This is a genomic window from Herbaspirillum rhizosphaerae, from assembly GCF_046025915.1.
Taxonomy (GTDB): domain Bacteria; phylum Pseudomonadota; class Gammaproteobacteria; order Burkholderiales; family Burkholderiaceae_D; genus Herbaspirillum; species Herbaspirillum rhizosphaerae_A.
This window is the reverse complement of sequence record NZ_JAQQFR010000015.1, coordinates 72572-94245: the sequence shown is the minus strand read 5'-3', so window position 1 is coordinate 94245 and position 21674 is coordinate 72572. Positions and strand designations below refer to the sequence as shown.

Sequence of the window (21674 nt, the reverse complement as noted above, 5' to 3'; positions counted from 1 at the left end):
ATCAATCCTAATTTCTAATTCGTTCTATTTTTTCTTTTTGAGCAACGGCGCCAGATAATGCCCGGTGATGCTTTCCGGATTCTTGGCCACCTCTTCCGGCGTACCGGTCGCGATGATCTTGCCGCCGCCTGCACCGCCTTCAGGGCCGAGATCGATGACCCAGTCGGCGGTCTTGATGACGTCGAGATTGTGTTCGATGATGGCCAGCGTATTGCCCTGGTCACGCAGACGATGGATCACCTTCAGCAGCAGGTCGATATCGTGGAAATGCAGACCAGTGGTCGGCTCGTCCAGGATATACAGTGTACGCCCGGTGTCGCGCTTGGACAGTTCCAGCGACAGCTTGACGCGCTGTGCTTCGCCGCCCGACAGCGTGGTCGCGCTCTGGCCCAGCTTGATGTAGCCGAGACCGACGTCGAGCAGGGTTTGCAGCTTGCGCGCGATCAGTGGCACCGGCAGGAAGAAGGTGTGTGCGTCCTCCACCGTCATCTCGAGGATCTCGGTGATGTTTTTGCCCTTGTATTGCACTTCCAGCGTCTCGCGGTTGTAGCGCTTGCCGTGGCAGACATCGCACGGCACGTAGACGTCCGGCAAGAAGTGCATCTCTACCTTGATCACGCCATCGCCCTGGCATGATTCGCAGCGGCCGCCCTTGACGTTGAACGAGAAGCGTCCGGCGCTGTAGCCGCGTTCCTTGGCGGCAGGCACGGTCGCGAACAAGTCGCGGATCGGCGTGAACAGGCCGGTATAGGTCGCCGGGTTGGAGCGCGGTGTGCGGCCGATCGGCGCCTGGTCGACCGAGATAACTTTGTCGAAATGTTCCAGACCGCTGATCGATTCATGCTCGGCCGGTTCGGTTTGCGAACCATACAGATGGCGCGAAGCAGCGAGGTACAGCGTGTCGTTGACCAGCGTCGACTTACCCGAACCTGATACGCCGGTTACGCAGGTCAGCAAGCCGACCGGCAGGTCGAAGCTGACATTCTTCAGGTTGTTGCCGGTGGCGCCGGTGATGGTCAACTGACGCTCAGGATCGGACGGCGTGCGCTTCTTCGGTACGCTGATTTCCAGCGAGCCGTTGAGGTATTTTGCGGTCAGCGATTTCTTGCTCTTGAGGATGTCCTCCAGCGTGCCCTGGGCGATGATGTCGCCGCCGTGCACGCCTGCGCCCAGACCCATGTCGACCACGTAGTCGGCGGTACGGATCGCATCTTCGTCATGTTCCACCACCAGCACGCTGTTGCCGATGTCGCGCAGATGCTTGAGTGTGCCGATCAGGCGATCGTTGTCGCGTTGATGCAGGCCGATCGACGGTTCGTCGAGCACGTACATCACGCCGGTCAGGCCGGAGCCGATTTGCGATGCCAGGCGAATACGTTGCGCTTCTCCACCGGACAGCGTATCGGCGCTGCGTTCCAGCGACAGATAATCCAGGCCGACGTTGTTGAGGAAGGTCAGGCGCGAGATGATTTCCTTGATGATGCGGTCGGCGATTTCTTTCTTGGATCCGGTCAGCTTCAGGTTCTCAAAGAAGGACAAGGTTTCGCGCAGTGGCGTGGCGGCGACTTCATAAATCGCGCGTTGCTGGCGGCCGGTGCCAATCTTGACGAAGCGCGCTTCCACGCGCAGACGCGCACCCTGGCAGGATGGGCATTCTTTTTCGTTGATGAACTTGGCCAGCTCTTCCTTGACCGCCATCGAATCGGTTTCGCGATAACGGCGTTGCAGGTTGACGACCACGCCTTCGAAGGTATGCTCCTTGATCACGGTGCGGCCACGCTCGTTCACGTAAGTGAATGGCACGGTCTGACGGCCGGAACCGTACAAGATCACTTGCTGCGCTTTTTCGGGCAACTGTTCAAACGGGATATCGATGTCGAACTCATAGAACGCCGCCAGATTCGACAGCATCTGGAAGTAGAACTGATTACGGCGATCCCAGCCCTTGATCGCGCCGCTGGCCAGCGACAGATTGGGGAAGGCGACGATGCGCTTTGGATCGAAGAATTCGATATGGCCCAGACCGTCGCATTCCGGGCAGGCGCCCATCGGATTGTTGAACGAGAACAGGCGCGGCTCCAGTTCTTGCAGCGAATAGCCGCAGACCGGGCAGGCGAATTTGTTGGAATACAGATGTTCCTTGGCGGTATCCATCTCCAGCGCAATGGCGCGGCCTTCGGCGATGCGCAGTGCGGTTTCGAAACTTTCCGCCAGACGTTGCTTGATCTCGTCCTTCACCTTGACGCGGTCAATGACGACGTCGATGGTGTGCTTCTCGGTTTTCTTCAGCTTGGGCAGGTCATCGATTTCGTAGACCTTGGCGGTACCCGTACCGCTCTGGATGCGAAAGCGCACAAAGCCGTGCGCTTGCATCTGTTCGAACAGATCAACGTGTTCGCCCTTGCGATTGGCAACCACGGGTGCCAGGATCATGAGCTTGGTGTCTTCCGGCATGGCCAGGACGGCGTCGACCATTTGCGACACCGATTGCGCCGCCAGTGGGTTTTCCGGATGGTCGGGGCAGTACGGCGTACCGACGCGTGCGTACAGCAGACGCAGGTAGTCGTGGATTTCGGTGACGGTGCCGACGGTCGAGCGCGGATTGTGCGAGGTGGCCTTTTGCTCGATCGAGATCGCCGGCGACAAGCCTTCGATCATGTCGACATCAGGTTTTTCCATCAACTGCAAGAACTGACGCGCATAGGAAGACAGCGACTCGACATAGCGTCGCTGGCCTTCTGCGTACAGCGTATCGAATGCCAGCGACGATTTTCCCGATCCCGAGAGGCCGGTGATCACGATCAGTTTGTTGCGTGGTAAGTCGAGGCTGATGTTCTTCAGATTGTGCGTGCGTGCGCCGCGAATGCGAATTTCTTCCATGGATGCCTTCAGCGTAAGTTTTCCATTCCAGGTTCATATGAACATGGAATGGAGGATCAACCTATTACTATATCAGGACTCACCATTTGCGGCTGATGTCGTCAGGCTGGAAGAGATCCCTCCCTATGCAGCGCGTGAGCGGCAAGACTAGTTTGTTGCGGCGGAGGACACAGTTGCAGGCGCAGCTGCCGGCAATTGACGCTCGTAGACGGTGAAGGTTTGTTCATCGCCGTCGCGTGAGCCTTTCCAGAACTGCGTCCATTCGCCTTCCGGCGTGCCTGTGCCGAACGGATGCTGGACGATGACCCAGCGGCAATCGGTCTTTCGCGTCTTGTCGATGGGTTGATGCAGAATCCCGGTGTAATAGAGCAGCATAGGCGCTTCTGTCTCACCCAGGCTGATGCTTGCCATGCAATCGCCCTGACGCCACGCCGGTGTCAGCTCGGCTTGCAGGTCTTCATAGACATATTCATAACTCTTGGCGTAGTCGCCCCACGGCAGGATGAGCGTGAAAGCGATGCCCCACATCATCGTGATGCCCGCAAACCAGCTGAAAGCGCCGCGCCATTTTCCGCAAAGCCGGATCTTTGGCAGGCAGGCCAGCCAGGTCAGTGTGATGACGATGGCGCCGGCCAGCGCGAAGGGTTGCATCGGTGTTACGTAGGCCAGTGGCAGCCATTTGCCGAGATAGGTGAGGTGGTAGTGATATTCCGGCGGCCCGATCGAAATCAGATAGATGGCCCATAGCAAGCCCGTCACGATGCCGAAGAACAAGCGCGAGAACCAGTCCCAGGTCAGGGAAATCCAGAACGGCAGGCGCTCGACGACACCCGAACCCAGCAGGCAAAGCGGCAAGACCAGCGGCAGCAGATATAGTTGGCGAGCCGTCGCGGAAGCTAGCAGGATCGCGATGCAGATGGCGCAAAAGATCACTGGAATGGCAATGCGTGGCTGCCGAACAAGACGCCAGTCGCCAGCGAGCAGCGCCAGGATGGCCAGCGGCGTACCTGGCATGGCGAAGCCGGATAACGCCCGGAAAATCACCGTCGAATCGTTGTCCGATCCCAGCTTGCGGACGGAGAAGCCGAAAAAGCGGCCGACATTGTTGTCCCAGAACCATTCCATGAACAGCGGCATCGCGTGATGCGCCAGCAGCGCCGGCCAGATCAGCAAAAACGGCAGCGCTACCAGAACGGCCAGGCCGACCATGCGCAGATACGACCACGAACGGCATTCGCGCACCAGGATGGCGACCCAGAACGCCGAGGCGGCGTAAATGATCGGTACAAACAGTCCCTTGGACATTTCCGCAATGCCGACACCCAGGCCGAACCAGAGCGCTGCAGACAGCCGGGGCGTGCGCGTCTGTTCGTTGAGTGCAATCCGCAGCAGGCCATACATGGCGATCACGCCGCCGCATACCAGCGATACGTCGGTAAACATATCGTGTGCGTGTTTGACCATGCCAGCTGTCCCCGCAAACAGAGTCAGGGTGCCGAGTACGCGCAAGTTGAAGAAACTGTCTTCGCGCCATGCGGTTTTGGCGATCAAGGCCACGAAGTGAAACGTGACCAGCATGTAAAACACGCTGGTCATGCGTGCGCCATCGGCATAGCTCAGCCACGGATAGAGCGCTTTGGCGAAGATGACTGCCGTCCAGTAATACAGCGGCGGCTTTTCCATGAACGGCTGACCGGCATTGGTCGGGACGAGGTACTCGCCCGTCATCAGCATATGGTGAATCACGCCAAAGCTGTATCCCTCGTCCTGTTTCCAGGGACCGTGACCGACAATGCCGGGAAGCAAGTAAATGCAGGTGATCAGGGCCAGTAGTGACCAGGCGGACCAGGCTGTGCGCGACGCCAGTCTGGTCTGATAGGGCTGTTGATAGGGAGCGCGAACTGGCGAAAGCATAAATGGAAAAACGAGTAAAAACGGAATCAGACCGCGTGGATTAACCCGATATTGTTACATAAACGGCATCTTTGATACATATTGTTACAAATCAAAATGTCTATAAAAGTGCCGAAAACAGTCTTATCTTGCGTGAATAGTTGCCCTGAAGATATGACTTAAAACGCGGTCGGGAGTTTGATTGCTGATACCATATCGGGTTTGGATATTTGCCAAAGCAAGCTGACATCCTTGCTTCGCCCGCTTGCCCAGCCGTCATCTCAAACTCATGAACTCCACCGCTTCCGAATCCATCCAGAAAGCCGGCATGTCCGGCGCTGAAGTCCGCGCCAGTGCGTCGCTGGCGTCGATCTTCGCTTTGCGCATGCTGGGCTTGTTCCTGATCCTGCCGGTCTTTGCCGTACACGCAAAAGGTTTGTCCGGCGGTGAAAACGCGGCGATGGTCGGCCTGGCCATGGGGATCTACGGATTGGCGCAATCCTTTGGCCAGATTCCGTTCGGTATTGCCTCCGATAAATACGGACGCAAGCGCATCATCGTTATCGGACTGATTTTGTTTGCACTTGGATCTTTTGTCGCGGCAGGAGCCAATGATATCGCCTGGGTGATTGCCGGCCGTGCGATTCAGGGCGCGGGCGCCATTTCTGCTGCGGTCACGGCGTTCATCGCCGATTCGACACGGGAAGAGCACCGTACCAAGGCCATGGCCATGGTGGGCGCCTCGATCGGTTTGACGTTCGCGGTATCGCTGGTGGCTTCACCGGTACTGTATAAGCTGATCGGCATGGGCGGCATTTTTTCGCTCACTGGCGTACTGGCATTGGCGGCAATCGGCGTGGTCTTGTTTGTGGTGCCGGATGCGCCCATGGTCAAGGCCAAAAGAGTGCCATTCGGCGAAGTGCTGCGCCATGCCGAACTGATGCGGCTGAACTTCGGCGTGTTTGCGCTGCATATGACGCAGATGGCGATGTTTGTGGTGTTGCCCGCTGCGCTGGTGCAATACGCAGGCCTGCCGGTCGCCGAGCATTGGAAGATCTACCTGCCGGTCGTCCTGGCGTCCTTTGTCTTCATGCTGCCGCCGGTATTCATCGGTGAAAAGCGCGGCATGATGAAGCAAGTTTTTGTGGCCGCCATCTCGCTGCTTTTGATCGTTCAGATCGGCATGTGGGCAACACTGTCGCATTTTGCCGCCCACTGGGGTGTTCTGGTGTTCCTGTTGTTCGCGTTTTTCATCGCCTTCAACATCCTGGAAGCCTGCCAACCGTCGCTGGTGTCGCGCATCGCACCGGCCGCCGCCAAAGGCACGGCATTGGGCGTCTACAACACGCTGCAAGCGCTGGGCTTGTTCTGTGGCGGTGCTCTGGGTGGATGGTTGAAGCAAAACGTAGGCGCATCGTCGGTGTTCGTCATGTGTGCGGTGGCGACCCTGACCTGGCTTATAATCGCGTCTAACATGAAAAATCTGCCGCGCCGTGGAATGCAACCGGCGAGTGCAACTGCTTAGTATTATTTAGTGAAATTATTTAGTGAAATCCAGGAGAAACAATGGCATCGGTCAATAAAGTCATCATCGTCGGCAACCTCGGACGTGACCCGGAAACGCGTTACATGCCCAATGGCGAAGCCGTCACCAACGTCGCCGTCGCTACGACCGAGAGCTGGAAAGACAAGAACAGCGGTGAGAAGAAAGAACTCACCGAATGGCACCGCATCACCTTCTATCGCAAGCTGGCAGAAATCGCCGGTCAATACCTGAAAAAGGGTTCGCAAGTCTACGTCGAAGGCCGTCTGCAAACACGCAAATGGACCGACAAAGACGGCGTTGAAAAGTACACAACTGAAATCATCGCTGACACCATGCAAATGCTCGGTAGCCGTCAAGGCATGGGCGGTGGCGCATCGATGGATGATGGCGGCGGTAGCTACGGCGGCGGTGGTGCGCCGGCACGTCAAAGCAGCGGTGGTGGCGGAGGCGGTGCAGCGCGCCCCCCGGCAGCAGCGCGCCCGGCGCCTAACTTCTCGGATATGGATGACGATATTCCGTTCTAAAACCCGAGTGATCGGATGTTTTAGAAATAGATAAGTAAGACAAGAAGCCCGTAGTCGAAAGATTGCAGGCTTTTTTATTGTTGCCTTTATGTCGATTTGAACGCATTTTGTCGCCAGACATCCAGCGCTCAAGAAATCATCGAATTTCAGCGCGAAGTTCACGCACTCCACGACCCAGCCTGCGACGCAGCAAGGTGCGAAGTGTCGCCGTGTCCGCATAACCTACCTCGCTCGCAATTTTCTCCATACCGACGCCAACGGAAACCAACTGTTGTGCGCGCTCGATTCGCAGGTCTTGAAAAAAGGTCAGTGGAGATTTGCCAAGCACTGCCTCGGTGCGACGCTGCAGCGTTCGTGTGCCAACTGACAATGCTTCGGACGCACCCTTTAAAGAGAATCCCTTTGAAAGATTATCGCGAGCCCAGCGTTCGAATCGTTCAATCAAGGGATCTGCATGCGCGAGATAATCCGGGATGATGTAATGCGCTTGCGAGGCACGCGTATCAATCAACATGAATCGCGCAACCAGTGTCGCCAGCTCTGGGCTGGTTTGCTTCAGCAGCCAAAGTGCAAGGTCAAGATGACCCATGGCGGCACCGGCTGTCACTACACCGTGCGAGGCGACGATCATACGTGAATCGTCCAGCTTGACGGTCGGATAGCGTTGACGGAAAAAAGGCGCCAGCGACCAGGTAGTCGTTGCTTCGCCATGATCGAGAACACCGGCCTCGGCAAGCAAGAACGTCCCAATGCACGCAGCCGCCATACCGATGCCTTCCGCACGCCAGGTCTGCAGATGCGTAATGGCCTTGCGCACGTCACGCCTCGCCAGCGCTTCGGTCAACGGTTCTGGTTGTTTGGCGTTCAGCGCCGGCACGATCACCCAATCAGATCGATGCACTGTATCCGCTGATTCGACCTCAATAGAGAATCCCTGCGCGGTGCGGATGCGCTTGCGTACACCAACAAGTTTGACCTCAAAAGGAGGTGGGGCAGAAGTTTGGGTCGCAGCCAGTTCGTTTGCCGTCGAAAATGTATCCAGCAGAACGGTGAGACCCGTATCAAAAACGCCATCAAGTACGAGAACAGATAGTTTCATGTCACAAATGCCTCTATTAATGTCGTTTGCGACTATAGCGCGCTGAAGATGCGGCGTCTACACTGCGCAGCAATGCAGCCGTGTCGAGACATCGGCCAAGCATTCAATTCACCTGGGCGACTACCGATGAAACTTACCTCCGAACTCTACTATCTGACATTGATATCTCTCATGACGGCCGTGATGTGGATGCCTTATACGGTCGCAAGAATCCTGACCAGAGGCCTGCGTCTGTCATTGGCCAATCCTGATCCATCGCATCCGCCGGATCCCGCCTGGGCGCAACGGGCACAGCGCGCACACGCCAACGCAATCGAGAATCTTGCCGTCTTCGCGCCCTTGGTGTTGATCGCAGCGGCTATGGGGATAAGTACGCCATCGACCGTTTTCGCGGCCAAACTTTATTTGTTCGCAAGGTTGGTGCACTACTGTGTCTATGCCGCGGGAATCCCTGTTGCCAGAACCTTGGCCTTTGTCACCGGATCAGGCGCAACATTGGTGTTTGCGTTTGTTATTCTGGGATTCATTGCGTAGCTCCATCGACGGCAAGTGCTGGAGTCGAGTGCTTGCCGTCAATGCTCCGATACCAATCTCATTGCTATCATCGTTGCCGGACATAACATCTGGGGGGGCGAAATTTTCTACCAGGCTGGAAACTCTTTCAATCCCAGTAGACAGTTTTTAACCAGAAAATCGATCACTTGACCCATCGTTTCAGCCACTGCCGAATAATAAATAGAGGTTCCCTCCCGACGAGGAGAGATCAGGCATGCCCGTGACATTTCTTTAAGATGAAATGAAAGGCTGGACGGCGCAATCTTCAACTGATCGGAGATATCACCGGCGGAAAGTCCGCTTGGTCCCGCCGCTACGAGCACCTGAAAAATGGCAAGCCGCGATTTATGCGCAATCGCGATCAAAGCCACCATCGTGGTGTCCGTATTCATATTGTGGTTCGTCATGATCAATCAGAAGAGCGAAAAAATTCCTGGGCGCCGTGTTCCCTGGGGTATACGGCGCCGTGGCAGAACAGACGAACTTACGCGTTCCAGCCGCCGTCGACGGTCAGATTTTCACCGTTGATAAACGAAGAATCAGGGCGAACCAGGAAGGCAATGGCTGCTGCAATTTCTTCCGGTTTGCCAAAACGTCCAACGCTGGTCAGCTTCTTCATCACATCAGCACCAGGTGCATCTTCAGGGCTTAGTTCCGTGTTGATGGGGCCTGGCTGTACGCCATTGACCGTAACGCCGGTACTGCCGAGTTCACGTGACAGACCTCGAGTGAAGCCGTGCAGCGCAAATTTCGTTGCGATGTACATGGTTACGCCGGCCAGAGGTGCGGCCTCGCCAAACGCAGAACTAATGTTGACGATGCGACCCGAACTGGCTTTCACCATGCGCTTGGCAATCAGTTTGGTCAGTTCGATCGGGGAGCGTACATTCAGGTTGAAATGCTTATCGTAGGATTCGTCAGACGATTCCAGAAACGGGCCAAACTCCACCACACCCGCATTGTTGACCAGGATATCGATACGACCACCGAATTCGCCACCAAAGGCTTGGTCGATCGCTGCATTGAGCGTTTTGACACCTTCAGGCGAGCTCAGGTCTGCGCTAACAGCTTCAGCGCGGCCGCCGGCTTTTTTGATTTCATCAACGACGGCTTTGGCGCGATCAGGGCTGGCCGCATAGTTCACGATGACGGAAGCGCCGTCGGCAGCCAGACGGATAGCTGTCGCCGCGCCAATACCGCGAGACGATCCTGTTACCAGTGCAAGTTTGTTTTCGAGTGGTTTAGACATGTGATTACCTTTAAGTGAGAGTAAGTGCCGACGCCGAACGCGTCGTGGCTCAAACAAGGTAATGGCGAGACATGATCTGCGGTAGACAAGAAAAATGCATACTGACTATTCCAAAATGGAATGTCATGATGCAGAATCAGTATCAGATAATGTCGATACGGGAATTCCCCTCACTACAAAGAGAAGGTTATGGGACGACTTGTTGCCATGGAGGTATTTGTACGCGTGATAGAAACCGGCACTTTTTCTGGTGCGGCCCGTCAGTTGCGCATTGGGCAGCCGGCGGTTTCAAAAATCATCGCGCAGTTGGAAGAACGACTCGGCGTGCATTTGCTTTTGCGTTCGAATCGGGGATTGACGCCGACATTGGCCGGACAGAATTTTTATGAGCGGGCCAAGCGCGTGGTGGAAGATGCCAACGAGGCCGAACTGGTTGCGCGTGGCACAGGTACTGCGCTCTCTGGCCGTCTGAGAGTGTGTGCAACGGTATCTTTTGCGAGACTGCACATCATTCCGCATTTGCCTGCTTTTCTTGCAGAGCATCCTGAGCTGGACATCGAAGTGGTCATGGATGACCGTGCCGTCGACCTGGTCGAGGAAGGTATCGACATCGCGCTGCGCATGGGGCCACTCAGTGACTCCACCTTGACTGCGCGCAAGATCGGGCAGTGCAAACGATTGGTGCTCGGCACCCCGGCGTATTTCAGTCGTGCGGGAATTCCCCTGACGCCTGCCGATCTTGTCACGCATCAGGCTATTGTGTTGGCGCAACCGGCGTTGACATCAGTGTGGAACTTCAAACAGGGAACAACCGAAACATCCGTTACCGCGCAAGGCCGTGTAAGGGTCACCGCAGGAGAAGGAGTTCGCGCAGCCGTGCTGGCGGATATCGGATTGTCCGTGACGTCGGAATGGCTCTTTGCGACGGAGTTAAAAGAGGGCATCGTTGTACCTGTTCTTCAAGACTGGGAATTGGCACCCTTGGATCTCTGGTCGATTTTTCCTACCGGAAGACGTGCAACCGCAAAGGCCAGAGTTTTTGCCGCCTTTGTTGACGAGCTGGTTTCGAACGGAAAAATTATCACCACCCAATCTGCAAGATAAAACACAGAAGTTCCACGCAATACCCATGTGCCGCATCGTTTCAACTGATGACGCGACCGCGGGATATTGCGATGCCGTAGTGTGGATGGATTCCACATAGGGCAAATCGTTCGAGTGGCTATTCCGATCAGGAATTATCACTATCACTTCCAGCTACCTTCTTAATCTGTGCATTTTTCGCCAAGATGACGGCTTGTTCATCGTCGGCGAAATGGCAGAGCAGCCTTGCCTGCATCCCATCTCCGTATTCATCAACGAATTTGCAATAGATGCATTAAATGCACTAATGCAATTCGGCTTTTCTATCACCAGGAAATCATCATGCTGGAAGTTTATGCATTTGCAACACCCAACAGTGTGCGCATTCCCATCGCTCTTGAAGAGCTTGGTCTGCCCTATGAACTGAAATCTGTGAACGTCCGAAAGGGCGAACAAAAGACGGCGGCATTTCTCGCGCTGAATCCAAATTCAAAGGTGCCGGTACTTGTCGACACCGAAGGGGCGAATGGAAGACCATTCGTGCTGACGGAATCCGGTGCAATCCTGATTTATCTTGCTGAAAAAACCGGCAAGCTTTTACCTGCGCATGGCGCAGGGCGCTATCGCGTCTTTGAGCAGATTCTGTTTCACGGTACCGGCATTGGTCCCTCCTTTGGGCAAGCGGGGTACTTCCAGCGCCAGGCTCCCGAGGTGGTTCCTTTTGCGATTGAGCGTTTTCGTAACGAGGCTGCACGCACGATGCGTGTGCTGGATGGCGTTCTGGGAAGTTCAGCGTATGTTGCCGGAGACGAATACACCATTGCGGATATTGCTCACTTCGGTTGGATGTGGCGTCGCGAATTCGCAAATGTCGAGTTCACCGAAACGCCCAACATTGCACGTTGGTATGAGCGAATGATGGCAAGACCGGCCGTGATCCGCGCAATCGAACGTGTGACTGCCCTTGCAGAATGAGTGAGCATCCCATGCGTTCAATCAATCAATCGAGCGCAGAAGCAGCGTTGCAGCTCGCTGTCACAATGGCAAACAAGATCGCCGCATGTGCACCGTTGTCGATCAAAAATACACTCGTATCGGCGCATCTGGCGATCAATGAAAGCGAGGAGAAAGCCTTTGCGCAATTGCCGTTGCAGCGGGCCACGTTATACGCAACCGAGGATTTTAAAGAAGCCTTGATGGCGGAAAAGGAGCGCAGAGTGCCGAAATACCGTGGCCGGTGAGACGCAACGCAGAGTGTGCCAAAAAGCGAAACTGACAATTTTGTCATTTAAATGTCATGCAGATGTCTCCTCCATCTGCGCAGAATATTCGTCTCCCCACTCTCCGGTATCGAATCCATGAACGCCCCCATTCAGAAATTCATTCGTAACACCGTTGTCTCGGCCATTCTCGCAAGTGGCTTCATCGGTTCTGCTGTCCTCGCGCAGACACCAAAGGCACCTGCTTTAGTCGGTATCCGCGGCGCCATCGTCTCCGTCAGCAGCGACAAGCTGGTTGTCAAAAATAATCGTGGTGCTGAGCAGACAGTTGCGCTCGACAAGGACACGCGTGTAGCAGCCATCTCCATCGCCAAGATCGAGGACATCAAACCTGGCAGCTATATCGGCACGGCGGCGATTCCGCAACCGGACGGTTCGCAGAAGGCGCTTGAAGTGCATGTGTTCCCTCCAGCCATGGCCGGTACCGGCGACGGCCACCGACCTTTTGACCTCGCACCCAACAGCACCATGACCAACGGTACCGTCGGTGATATGGTTGCCAGCAACGGTCGCACGCTCACTCTGAAATACAAAGGCGGCGAAAAGAAGATCATCGTTCCTGAAGACGTACCTATCGTCAATATTGAAGCTGGGGAACGTTCCATGCTGGTTGCCGGTGCCAAGATCGTACTGCGCGCCCGCAAGAACGCGGATGAGAGCCTGACGGCCGTGTCGGTCAGCGTGGGCAAGAACGGCATCACGCCGCCGATGTAAAAAGGTCTGCCATGCCCAAGAAGATTCTTCTCCATCCGCTGGCCGTTCGCATTGCCCATTGGATCAATGCTTTGGCCATCGGCGTCATGCTGATGAGCGGTTGGGCTATCTACAACGCGTCGCCGATTTTCGGTTTCAAATTTCCCATCTGGGCGACGCTGGGCGGATGGTTGGGCGGCGCGATTGCATGGCATTTTGCAGCGATGTGGCTGGTGGCGGTCAACGGTCTTTTCTATCTGATTTATGGCCTCGCCAGCGGCCACTTTCGCCGACACTTTTTACCCTTGCGTGCACGCGATGTGGTGTCCGACGCCTATCAGGCCATGCGTTTTAAATTGCCTCATCAGCCAGGTATCTATAACGCTGTGCAAAAACTGTTGTACTGGGGCGTGATGTTCCTCGGTGTCATCGTCGTGCTGTCTGGATTGTCGATCTGGAAACCGGTGCAATTAGATTGGCTTAGCGACTTGTTCGGCGGGTTTGATTTCTCACGCAAGGTGCATTTCGCCGCCATGGCCGGCATTGCTGCGTTTGTCGTGGTGCATCTGCTGCTGGTCGCCATCGTGCCGAAAACCTTGGTGCCCATGGTGACAGGGCGGGGAAATGCGAAAGAGAGCGCATCATGAGCGAGCAAGACGAAATGCCTGTCCGCAAGCCGGAGAAGATCAAGCTTGCTGATCACCGTACCGCGCTGGTGAAAGTCGAGCGGCGACTTGTGTTGCGTTCGGCACTCTCGCTGGGTGCGTTATCGATGCTTGCCGGTTGCGATTTGCAAGACAATGACAGCGTCGATAAAGTGCTGTGGTCCATGTCGCGCTGGAATGACCGTGTGCAGGCTCTGCTGTTTCGCGGAGACAAGCTTGCGCCAACTTATGCGGCGAGTCAGATCACCAATCCGTTTCCTTTCAATGCTTTCTATGATGAAGTCAATGCACCGGACATCGATGTCAGCGATTGGCGTCTCGAAGTATCGGGTTTGGTGCGAGACAAGCAGCCATGGACCATCGAGCGCTTGCGCGCACTACCGCAGGCCGAGCAAATTACCCGGCACATTTGCATTGAAGGCTGGAGTGCGATCGGGCAATGGTCTGGCGTTCCTCTGAAAAAATTCCTCCAGGCCGTCGGTGCCGACACGTCCGCGAAGTATGTCGGCTTCAAGTGTGCAGACCGTTATTACTCCAGTCTGGACATGCCGACGGCATTGCACCCGCAGACGATTCTGGCGCTGGACTTTCGCAAGGAACCGCTGCCGACATCCTACGGTTTTCCACTCAAGGTACGCGTACCTACCAAGCTCGGGTTCAAGAATCCCAAGCACGTCGTTGCCATCTACGTGACCAATGAAAATCCGGGCGGATATTGGGAAGATCAGGGCTACAACTGGTTCAGCGGTGTTTGATTTAATTGTGGGACAGATCTTCGCTCAGAGTGAGAACGTGTCTGTATCACGGATGTTCATCAATCACCTGTAACTCGCCGTCATCTCTGTCCGGCCGGTCGCCGATGAGCAGGAGAAGCCGCTGAAGATAGCGTACGTCTTCCTGCTCGCTTCTCTCTTCTTCATATTCCATCAGCGCCAGATGCTTGCGGATCATCCAGCATGCCCATAGCATGAGCGCGTCGAGAAGGATGAGGCCGACGCCGGCAAAACTTATTTCGTATTCCATGATGGGCCTCATCTTCTGTTTAATTGCGATGCTGATACCGGTCAGCGGGTATCAAGGCGTTGGCGCTTTCCAACCGCCACCAAGTACCTTGTAGAGCGTGATCCGATTTTGCAGCTCGGCGAGTTGCACCTGGATGGATTGCTGCTGCACCGAGAACAAGGAACGCTGTGCATCCAGATACTCCAGATAGCTGGAATAACCGGCTTCGTAGCGGCTCTTGGCGAAGCCGTAGCGGGCGGTCTCGGCGTTCTCCTGTGCCTTCACGGAACTGACTTCTTCCGCCAGCGTGGCGCGCCCGGCCAGCGCATCGGCAACTTCACGGAAGGCAACTTGCACCGTTTTTTCGTACTGGGCGATGGCGATCTTTTTGTCGGTTTCCGCGACTTTCAGATTGGCTACATTCCTTCCTCCCTCAAAGATCGGTATGGAAATTTGCGGGAGGAATGCCCACGAGCGCGAACCGGAATCGAAGAGGCCGGACAGCTCGTTGCTCGCCGATCCAAAATTTCCTGTCAGCGAAATACGTGGGAAGAACGCCGCCCGTGCCGCGCCGATATTGGCGTTCTGAGCCCGCAGGATGGCTTCCTGCTGGAGAATGTCCGGTCGGGCGGTGATGAGTTCCGACGGCAGTCCTGTCGGCAGATCCGGCAAGCTGCGCGCGCCAGAGGTCGAGCCCGATACACCGATGCCGGACGGCAGCGGTTGGCCCACCAGCACCGTCAACGCATTTTCATCCTGCGATTTGCGTCGCTCTTGCTGCGCACGCGCTGCCCTGGCTGCTTCAAAAAGAGACTCCGATTGCCTGAGATCGTATTCGGCGCTGGCGCCTTCGGCATACAGCTTCTTCTGCCGGTCATAGGAATCGACACGGCTGGCCAGCGTTTGTTCGGTGAGGCGCAGCAGCCGCTGATCCGCCACCAGTGTTTCGTAGGTGGTGGCGACTGCGGCGATCAGGCTGATCTGAGCACTGCGCTGTGCCTGCTCGGTGGCGAGATAGCGTTGCAGCGCAGCGTCGCTCAGGTTTCTGACGCGGCCGAACAGATCGATTTCAAAGGCGGCCATGCCGACACCGGCGAAGTAGCTGGTGTTGACACCGGTCTTGCCGGTCGGGTTGACGTCCGCCGGCAAGCGTTGGCGCGAGCCGTTGCCGATGGCGGCGATGTTGGGAGCCTGATCGGCTGTCTGGATGTTGTACATCGCCCGCGCACGTTCGATATTGAGCGTGGCCATGCGCAGGTCGCGGTTGTTGTCCAAAGCGATGGCGATCAGCGACTTCAGTTGTGGATCCTGAAAGAAGTCGTTCCAGGCAATGGCTGATGCACGTGGCGCATCGGATTGTTCATCGACACCGCTGCCCGCATTCCAGTGCGCGGCAACCGGCAGCACGGGCTGTTCGTAGGATGGTGCCAGAGAACAGGCGGACAGCAATGCGCTGATCACGGAGATACCGGCCAGTGTCCGCAGGGATGAGAAAGTCGTTTTCATTTTTTTCCTCAGATAGGGGAGTGACTGATTGCGACCGTCGGTGTTACTGGCGCAGCAGGCGTCGTTGGACGCTTCACCTTGAACCAGATGGCATACAGCGCCGGCAGGAACAGCAGCGTGAGCACGGTACCGACACCAACGCCGCCGATAAGCACGTAAGCGAGTGGGCCCCAGAAAGCAGAGTGGGTCAGCGGGATGAATGCCAGCATCGCTGCCACCGCCGTCAGGATGACCGGGCGTGCACGTCGCACGGTCGATTCGATGATCGCCTGATAAGGCGTCAATCCGGATTGCAGGTCGCTGCGAATCTGATCGACCAGGATCAGCGTGTTGCGGATCAGGATGCCGGCCAGACCGATCAGGCCGAGGATGGCGTTGAAGCCGAACGGCTGGTTGAAGATCAGCAACGTCGGCACCGCACCGACCAGACCCAGTGGCGCGGTAGCGAACACCATCCACATCGTCGCGAAGGAACGTACCTGGAACATGATCACGGCCAGCATCAGAATGATCATCAGCGGGAACATCGCCGCCAGCGCAACGTCGGCCTTGGCGCTTTCTTCCACCGAGCCGCCGGTGTCGATGTGATAGCCGGCTGGCAAGGCGGCCTTGAGCGCCTCAAGTTTCGGCAGCAGCGCATGCGTGACATCCGGTGGCTGCACGCCGTCGCGCACGTCGCCCTGAACCGCAATATAGAGTTCGCGGTTGTAGCGCTTCAGTACGGCATCTTCCACACTCGCCGACAGCTTGCTGACCTGCGACAGCGGAACGGCGACGCCGTCTTGCGTGGTCAGCGTCAGGTTGCCGATGTCGGCCAGGCTCTTGCGGTCGTGCTTCACGCCACGGACGATGACGTCCACTACGCGCAGGCCTTCACGCACTTGTGTCGTCGAGGCACCGTTGAGCAGTGTCTGCAATTGCAAGGCCGCATCCTTGGGATTGAGGCCGACCTGGCGCAGACGTTCCTGATCCAGCTCGAGGCGCATGGTCGGTGTTCTGTCGCCCCAATCCAGATGCACGTCGCGCATGTTCGGATTGGCTTGCATTACGTCCCTGACTTTGAAGGCGATGTCGCGTGCGGTATTGAGGTCGGGACCAACCACGCGGAACAGGACGGGGAAAGGCACCGGCGGGCCAAACAGGAACTGGCTGACGCGTACGCGTGCATTGGAAAATTTGCCGCTCTCGATCATTTTTCTGACTTTGATCTTGAGCGCGTCACGGTCTTTGGAGTTGTCGGTCAGGATAATCAACTGGCCGAATGCCGGGTTCGGCAATTCAGGATTCACCGAGAGGAAGAAGCGTGGTGCGCCCTGGCCGATGTAGCTCGAGACGATCTTGGCTTCCGGTTCCTTGCGCAGTGCGTCTTCGATCGTCTTGATGGTGGTGTCGGTGGTGCTGAAGGCGCTGCCTGGCGGCAGGTTGACTTCAATGGTCAGTTCCGGACGTTCGGAGTTGGGGAAGAACTGCTTCTGCACGAAGCCCATGCCAAAGATCGACAAGGCAAACATGCCGATGGTGATGGCCGCGGTGATCCATTTGCGGTCGACGCACCAGCGCACCAGTGCGCGGAAGCGTTGATAGTTCTTGGTTGAATAGATGGCATCCTGGCCGCCTGCGTGTACCGGGATATTCGGCAGCATCTTGACGCCGAGATAGGGAATGAACAGCACCGCCACGAACCACGAAGTGATCAGCGAAAAGGCGACCACCCAGAAGATGTTGCCGGCATATTCTCCCGCAGTGGAGCGGGCGAAGCCGACCGGCAGAAAGCCGATGATGGTCACCAGCGTGCCGGACGCCATCGGCGCAGCGGTGGCGCCCCAGGCGAAGGTGGCGGCCGAGATGCGATCCATGCCTTCTTCCATCTTCACGACCATCATTTCAATCGCGATGATGGCGTCGTCGACCAGCAAGCCCAGAGAGAGGATGAGCGCACCCAGCGTAATGCGATCGAAGTCGCGGCCGGTCGCCATCATGATCAGGAAGACCGCCGACAAGGTCAGTGGAACCGCTGCCGCGACGACGATACCGACACGGAAGCCGAGGGTTAGCAGACTGACGACAATCACTACAGCCAGCGCCATGACGAACTTGATCATGAACTCATCGATCGCCGCTTCAATCGCTTCCGCCTGATCCGATACCTTGGTCAGGGCCATGCCCAGCGGCAGAGACTTCTGGATGTTTTCCCGTTCTGCTGCCAACGACTTGCCCAGCGTCAGACCGTTGAAACCCTTTTTCATCACGACTGCCAACATCAGCGACGGTTCGCCTTGGGTGCGGATCAGGAAGGATTTTGGATCTTCGTAACCGCGCTTGATATCGGCGATGTCGCCCAGCTTGAAGCTGCGGCCGCCGGCGGCAATCGGGATCGCCTTGACGACGTCGATGTTGTCGATGGCGCCATCCAGTCGCAGATAGACGCGTGGACCGGCGGTTTCGATGAAGCCTGATGGCGTGACGTCGTTCTGACGGTTCAGTACGTCGAAAATGGTCTGCGCCTTTACGCCCAATGTTGCCAGGCGTTGGTGAGAAATTTCGACGAAGATCTTTTGCTGTTGCTCGCCGAGGATGTTGATCTTCTGTACGCCATGGACGTGCAGCAAGCGCTGGCGCAGGGTTTCTGCTTCGGCGACCAATGTCCGGTGCGGCAGGCCTGGTGCGTTGAGTGCCAGCAGGCTGAAGTAGACATCGGAATATTCGTCATTGATGACCGGGCCGATGACGCCGCGTGGAAGATTGATGACTTCGTCACCCAGCTTCTTGCGAACCTGATAGAACTGTTCCGGCACGAGTTCTGGCGGCGTCGAATCCTTGAAGAACAGCTTCATCGTGATCAGACCGGGGCGGGCTGCGGTTTCGACCCGGTCGTAGTACTCGAGTTCTTGCAGCCGCTTTTCCAGGCGATCACCGACTTGCTGTTGCATTTCCTTCGCTGTCGCGCCCGGCCACAGCGCGGTAACGGTCATGATCTTCACGGTGAAGCTGGGATCTTCTGCGCGCCCCAGTTTGAAAAAGGCGAAGACGCCGGCCACCGCAATCGCAATGATCAGGAACAGTGTGACCGCACGCTCTCGCACGCCAAAGGCGGAAAGGTTGAAGCCGCTCATGATGCACCGCCATCTTGGGTAGCAGACGCGGTAGCTGATTCAGTAGCCGATACCAGCGAGACCTTGTCGCCTGCCTTGAGCAGATGCACGCCGTAGGCAACGATGACATCACCGGCTTTCAATCCTGCACTGATGGTTGCGAACTCTTCACCCAACTGAGAGACCTTGACGGGGACAAGCTTGACGGTCTGGTTCTGGATCATCCAGACGCTGGCGCCATGTCCCTTGTCGATCAGCGCGCCAACGGGAACCTGTGTCTGCGATGAGGATGCATCACCAGTGAGTCTGACGGTAACCGTGGCGCCCAGCGGTGCTTGCTCGCCCTTGCCGGACAAGACATAACGCGCCTGATAAGTGCGGGTCAGTGGATCTGCCATCGCGGATAACTCACGCAGTTTGGCCGAAAACTTTTCGCTGTCGTCGGTATAGAGATTGGCCGTGGCCTGGCGGCGCGCCTGATTCAGTGCATTTTCAGGAATGCTGACCACGGCTTCGCGTGCGCCTTTTTGCGCCAGTCGCACAATGGTTTGACCGGCATTGACGACTTGTCCGGCATCGGCAAGCACGTCCATGACAACACCATCGGCATCCGCGCGCAGCAGGGAGTAATCGGCTTGATGTTCAACCTGATTGGCGCGGGCGCGTTCGGCGTCGAGTTGCGCTTTGGAAGAGTCGGCAAGTGCCTTGCTTTGTTCGTAGGCTTGTTTGGAGACAGCGCCCGAGCTCAGCAGATTGCGCAGGCGAACTTCGTCCGCGCGCGCCTGAACATCGCGTGCCTCGGCGGCGATCACGGCGGCGCGTGCGGCATTTTGCGCCAGGGTGTAGTCGATGGCATCGAGCTTGAACAGCGGCTGCCCGCGTTTTACCTGTTCACCTGGATCGACCAGTCTTTCCACGATCTTGCCTGGCACCCGGAACCCCAGATTGCTCTCCGTACGTGCATGCACCACGCCGGTATAGCTGGCGGAATCGTGCTCTGCGGTCTGGACGGTAAAGGAGGCGACTTTCGGTGTAGCGGATGGCACCGGTGCCGGCTTGCTGCATGCCGCCAGTGCTGTGAGTGCGGTAAGAGCAGCACCAGACAGTGCAACTCTCAGGTATTTCTTGTTCAAGCCCATGATAACCCCTCGTTAAAGTATAGTTAAGGCATATTGTGCATATGCACTATTTAAGTTTTAAAAATAGCGAGGACCAGCCTCGCTACGACAAAATAAGCCCAATAAACCCTGTAAAAATCAGCGCTGTGTAATCGCCATCAGCTCGTGCCGCAACATCCTGGCGCGTTCTTCGCCGATCATGGCTTCATATTCCTTCTGCGCTGCATCCCAGTGGGGCAGAGCATCGCGATACTTCTGTGTGCCGGACTTCGACAAATACAAAGTGATCTTCTTGGATCCGGGCTCCGACTTCTGCAGCACATATCCATCACGGTTCAAGGGCTGGATGGCACGGACAAGACTGGTTCTGTCCATCACAACCGCTTTTGCCAGCTCGGTCATAGTTATGCCGGGCAGATTGTCGATCACTGCAAAAATCGTCACTTGCGAGCTGGTGACATTGACTGCTGCCAGATGACGCTCATAAAGCTGCGTGACAAACCGCGCAGCTTGTTTGGTCGCGAATAAATTGCAGTCCACAAGTTTTGGAATAGTGTCCATGGATTCAACCTTAGCATGTGCATATGCACTCGTCAAGGCGTCGATAGATTAAATTTGACGAAAAGCGAGCAGGAGGGGTTGGGTGTGCTCCGGTCGAACTCGGCCAGCAAGAAATTGTCGGGAAGATCGACGATGTCCTCGGCCGCAAGGTCACCTAATTTCTTGAGCGATGTCTATCGCCTTATCCAAGGTCACCCCAGAGGCGTAAAGCCATCAAATGAGACCTGCAGCATGTGGCGCACGATGTCGTCGTTCTTCATCTTGCTGAACCGTTGCAAATATTCCACTGCCGGGTCGCAGGTGCGGGCGTAGTAGCTGAACAGGATGACGTCGCTTGGCATCGTCGCATTCAGTTCGCCGTTCTTTTGCGCGGCGAGCACCAGCTTTTCTATCTGGCCGTTGAGCTTGAGCACGCGCGTGACATATTTGAGGTTACGCATCAGCATCTCGCGCACATGTGCGCTGGTCGACGGCAGAAAGGGCAGGCCGCCATCCAGGCGCACGCGCAAGGCCCATTCCAGCAATGCTTTCAGTTTTCCTACGGGCGTCAGGCTCTCATCGATCTGCGCCAGATAGTCGACGGCGCCGTCAATCAGGCGGATCAGCGCTTCACCGACCAATTCTTCCTTGGATTTGAAGTGCTTATAAAGGCTCGGCTTGGAGATGCCGACCGCGCCCGCAACATCATCCATCGTCATCAAGTCATAGCCCTTGCTGCCCAATATGGAGGTGGCAGCATCCAGGATCGCGTTCTCGCGCAGCTTGAAGGCTTGGTCTTTAAAGCTTAATTTGCCAAAGATACTCATTGGTAGCTTTCGATACTAACTAGTAGATTTTATTTTAGATTGGTAGTAATCTTAGCACTGAAGCGGATAAATCAATAGTTATCGATAGTGAATCGACAGCAAACCGCTAATAAATCTCGTCG

20 protein-coding genes are annotated in these 21674 nt (G+C 56.3%); 9 read left to right on the top strand and 11 right to left on the bottom strand.

Annotated features, from left to right (window positions below; translation table 11 throughout):
• Positions 1-24: 24 nt before the first annotated feature.
• Positions 25-2880 (bottom strand): excinuclease ABC subunit UvrA, encoded by a 2856-nt coding sequence (uvrA, locus tag PQR63_RS20495; protein WP_408169794.1) that lies wholly within the window; start codon positions 2878-2880, stop codon positions 25-27.
• 147 nt (positions 2881-3027) lie between these two features.
• Complete coding sequence (locus PQR63_RS20490) at positions 3028-4794, bottom strand: ArnT family glycosyltransferase (protein ID WP_408169793.1); 1767 nt, start codon at positions 4792-4794, stop codon at positions 3028-3030.
• A 307-nt stretch (positions 4795-5101) separates the two neighbouring features.
• Between PQR63_RS20490 and PQR63_RS20485 the strand changes: the two genes are divergently transcribed.
• Positions 5102-6298: an MFS transporter gene (locus PQR63_RS20485; RefSeq protein WP_408169840.1), complete on the top strand. Its 1197-nt coding sequence runs from the start codon at positions 5102-5104 to the stop codon at positions 6296-6298.
• A gap of 41 nt (positions 6299-6339) precedes the next feature.
• On the top strand, positions 6340-6843 hold the full coding sequence (gene ssb, locus PQR63_RS20480) for a single-stranded DNA-binding protein (RefSeq protein ID WP_408169792.1): 504 nt from the start codon (positions 6340-6342) through the stop codon (positions 6841-6843).
• A 136-nt stretch (positions 6844-6979) separates the two neighbouring features.
• On the opposite strand, the gene PQR63_RS20475 is transcribed toward ssb, so the two are convergent.
• Positions 6980-7942 carry a GlxA family transcriptional regulator gene (locus PQR63_RS20475; protein ID WP_408169791.1) on the bottom strand — a complete coding sequence of 321 codons (963 nt, stop codon included), beginning with the start codon at positions 7940-7942 and terminating at the stop codon, positions 6980-6982.
• Positions 7943-8068: 126 nt separating this feature from the next.
• Here PQR63_RS20475 and PQR63_RS20470 point away from each other — a divergent pair, with 126 nt between their 5' ends.
• Complete coding sequence (locus PQR63_RS20470) at positions 8069-8476, top strand: MAPEG family protein (protein ID WP_408169790.1); 408 nt, start codon at positions 8069-8071, stop codon at positions 8474-8476.
• A gap of 107 nt (positions 8477-8583) precedes the next feature.
• On the opposite strand, the gene PQR63_RS20465 is transcribed toward PQR63_RS20470, so the two are convergent.
• A complete protein-coding gene (locus tag PQR63_RS20465) occupies positions 8584-8889 on the bottom strand; it encodes an ArsR/SmtB family transcription factor (protein ID WP_408169789.1) in 306 nt (101 codons plus the stop codon).
• A 92-nt stretch (positions 8890-8981) separates the two neighbouring features.
• On the bottom strand, positions 8982-9746 hold the full coding sequence (locus PQR63_RS20460) for an SDR family NAD(P)-dependent oxidoreductase (protein ID WP_408169788.1): 765 nt from the start codon (positions 9744-9746) through the stop codon (positions 8982-8984).
• A gap of 189 nt (positions 9747-9935) precedes the next feature.
• Between PQR63_RS20460 and PQR63_RS20455 the strand changes: the two genes are divergently transcribed.
• The 6 genes from PQR63_RS20455 (at position 9936) to PQR63_RS20430 (ending at position 14222) form a co-directional block, all read left to right on the top strand.
• Positions 9936-10850, top strand: a complete 915-nt coding sequence (locus PQR63_RS20455) for a LysR family transcriptional regulator (RefSeq protein ID WP_408169787.1) — start codon at positions 9936-9938, stop codon at positions 10848-10850.
• A 321-nt stretch (positions 10851-11171) separates the two neighbouring features.
• Complete coding sequence (locus tag PQR63_RS20450) at positions 11172-11804, top strand: glutathione S-transferase family protein (protein WP_408169786.1); 633 nt, start codon at positions 11172-11174, stop codon at positions 11802-11804.
• 11 nt (positions 11805-11815) lie between these two features.
• Positions 11816-12070 (top strand): Clp protease/crotonase-like domain-containing protein, encoded by a 255-nt coding sequence (locus PQR63_RS20445; protein WP_408169785.1) that lies wholly within the window; start codon positions 11816-11818, stop codon positions 12068-12070.
• Between the two features lie 117 nt (positions 12071-12187).
• Positions 12188-12823: a hypothetical protein gene (locus tag PQR63_RS20440; protein WP_408169784.1), complete on the top strand. Its 636-nt coding sequence runs from the start codon at positions 12188-12190 to the stop codon at positions 12821-12823.
• Between the two features lie 11 nt (positions 12824-12834).
• A complete protein-coding gene (locus tag PQR63_RS20435) occupies positions 12835-13449 on the top strand; it encodes a cytochrome b/b6 domain-containing protein (RefSeq protein ID WP_408169783.1) in 615 nt (204 codons plus the stop codon).
• On the top strand, positions 13446-14222 hold the full coding sequence (locus PQR63_RS20430; RefSeq protein ID WP_408169782.1) for a molybdopterin-dependent oxidoreductase: 777 nt from the start codon (positions 13446-13448) through the stop codon (positions 14220-14222). The genes PQR63_RS20435 and PQR63_RS20430 overlap by 4 nt, the downstream gene beginning before the upstream one ends.
• 46 nt (positions 14223-14268) lie before the next feature.
• On the opposite strand, the gene PQR63_RS20425 is transcribed toward PQR63_RS20430, so the two are convergent.
• From PQR63_RS20425 to PQR63_RS20400, 6 genes are all read right to left on the bottom strand, one after another.
• Positions 14269-14490, bottom strand: coding sequence for a hypothetical protein (locus tag PQR63_RS20425; protein WP_408169781.1), 222 nt, complete (start codon positions 14488-14490; stop codon positions 14269-14271).
• Between the two features lie 51 nt (positions 14491-14541).
• Complete coding sequence (locus PQR63_RS20420; RefSeq protein WP_408169780.1) at positions 14542-15975, bottom strand: efflux transporter outer membrane subunit; 1434 nt, start codon at positions 15973-15975, stop codon at positions 14542-14544.
• Between the two features lie 8 nt (positions 15976-15983).
• Positions 15984-19088, bottom strand: coding sequence for an efflux RND transporter permease subunit (locus PQR63_RS20415; protein ID WP_408169779.1), 3105 nt, complete (start codon positions 19086-19088; stop codon positions 15984-15986).
• A complete protein-coding gene (locus PQR63_RS20410; protein ID WP_408169778.1) occupies positions 19085-20206 on the bottom strand; it encodes an efflux RND transporter periplasmic adaptor subunit in 1122 nt (373 codons plus the stop codon). The genes PQR63_RS20415 and PQR63_RS20410 overlap by 4 nt, the downstream gene beginning before the upstream one ends.
• A 117-nt stretch (positions 20207-20323) precedes the next feature.
• The gene (locus tag PQR63_RS20405) at positions 20324-20746 is read right to left on the bottom strand and encodes a MarR family winged helix-turn-helix transcriptional regulator (RefSeq protein WP_408169777.1); all 423 of its coding nucleotides are present in this window, start codon (positions 20744-20746) and stop codon (positions 20324-20326) included.
• A 191-nt stretch (positions 20747-20937) separates the two neighbouring features.
• The gene (locus PQR63_RS20400) at positions 20938-21552 is read right to left on the bottom strand and encodes a TetR/AcrR family transcriptional regulator (protein WP_408169776.1); all 615 of its coding nucleotides are present in this window, start codon (positions 21550-21552) and stop codon (positions 20938-20940) included.
• Between the last annotated feature and the right edge of the window lie 122 nt (positions 21553-21674).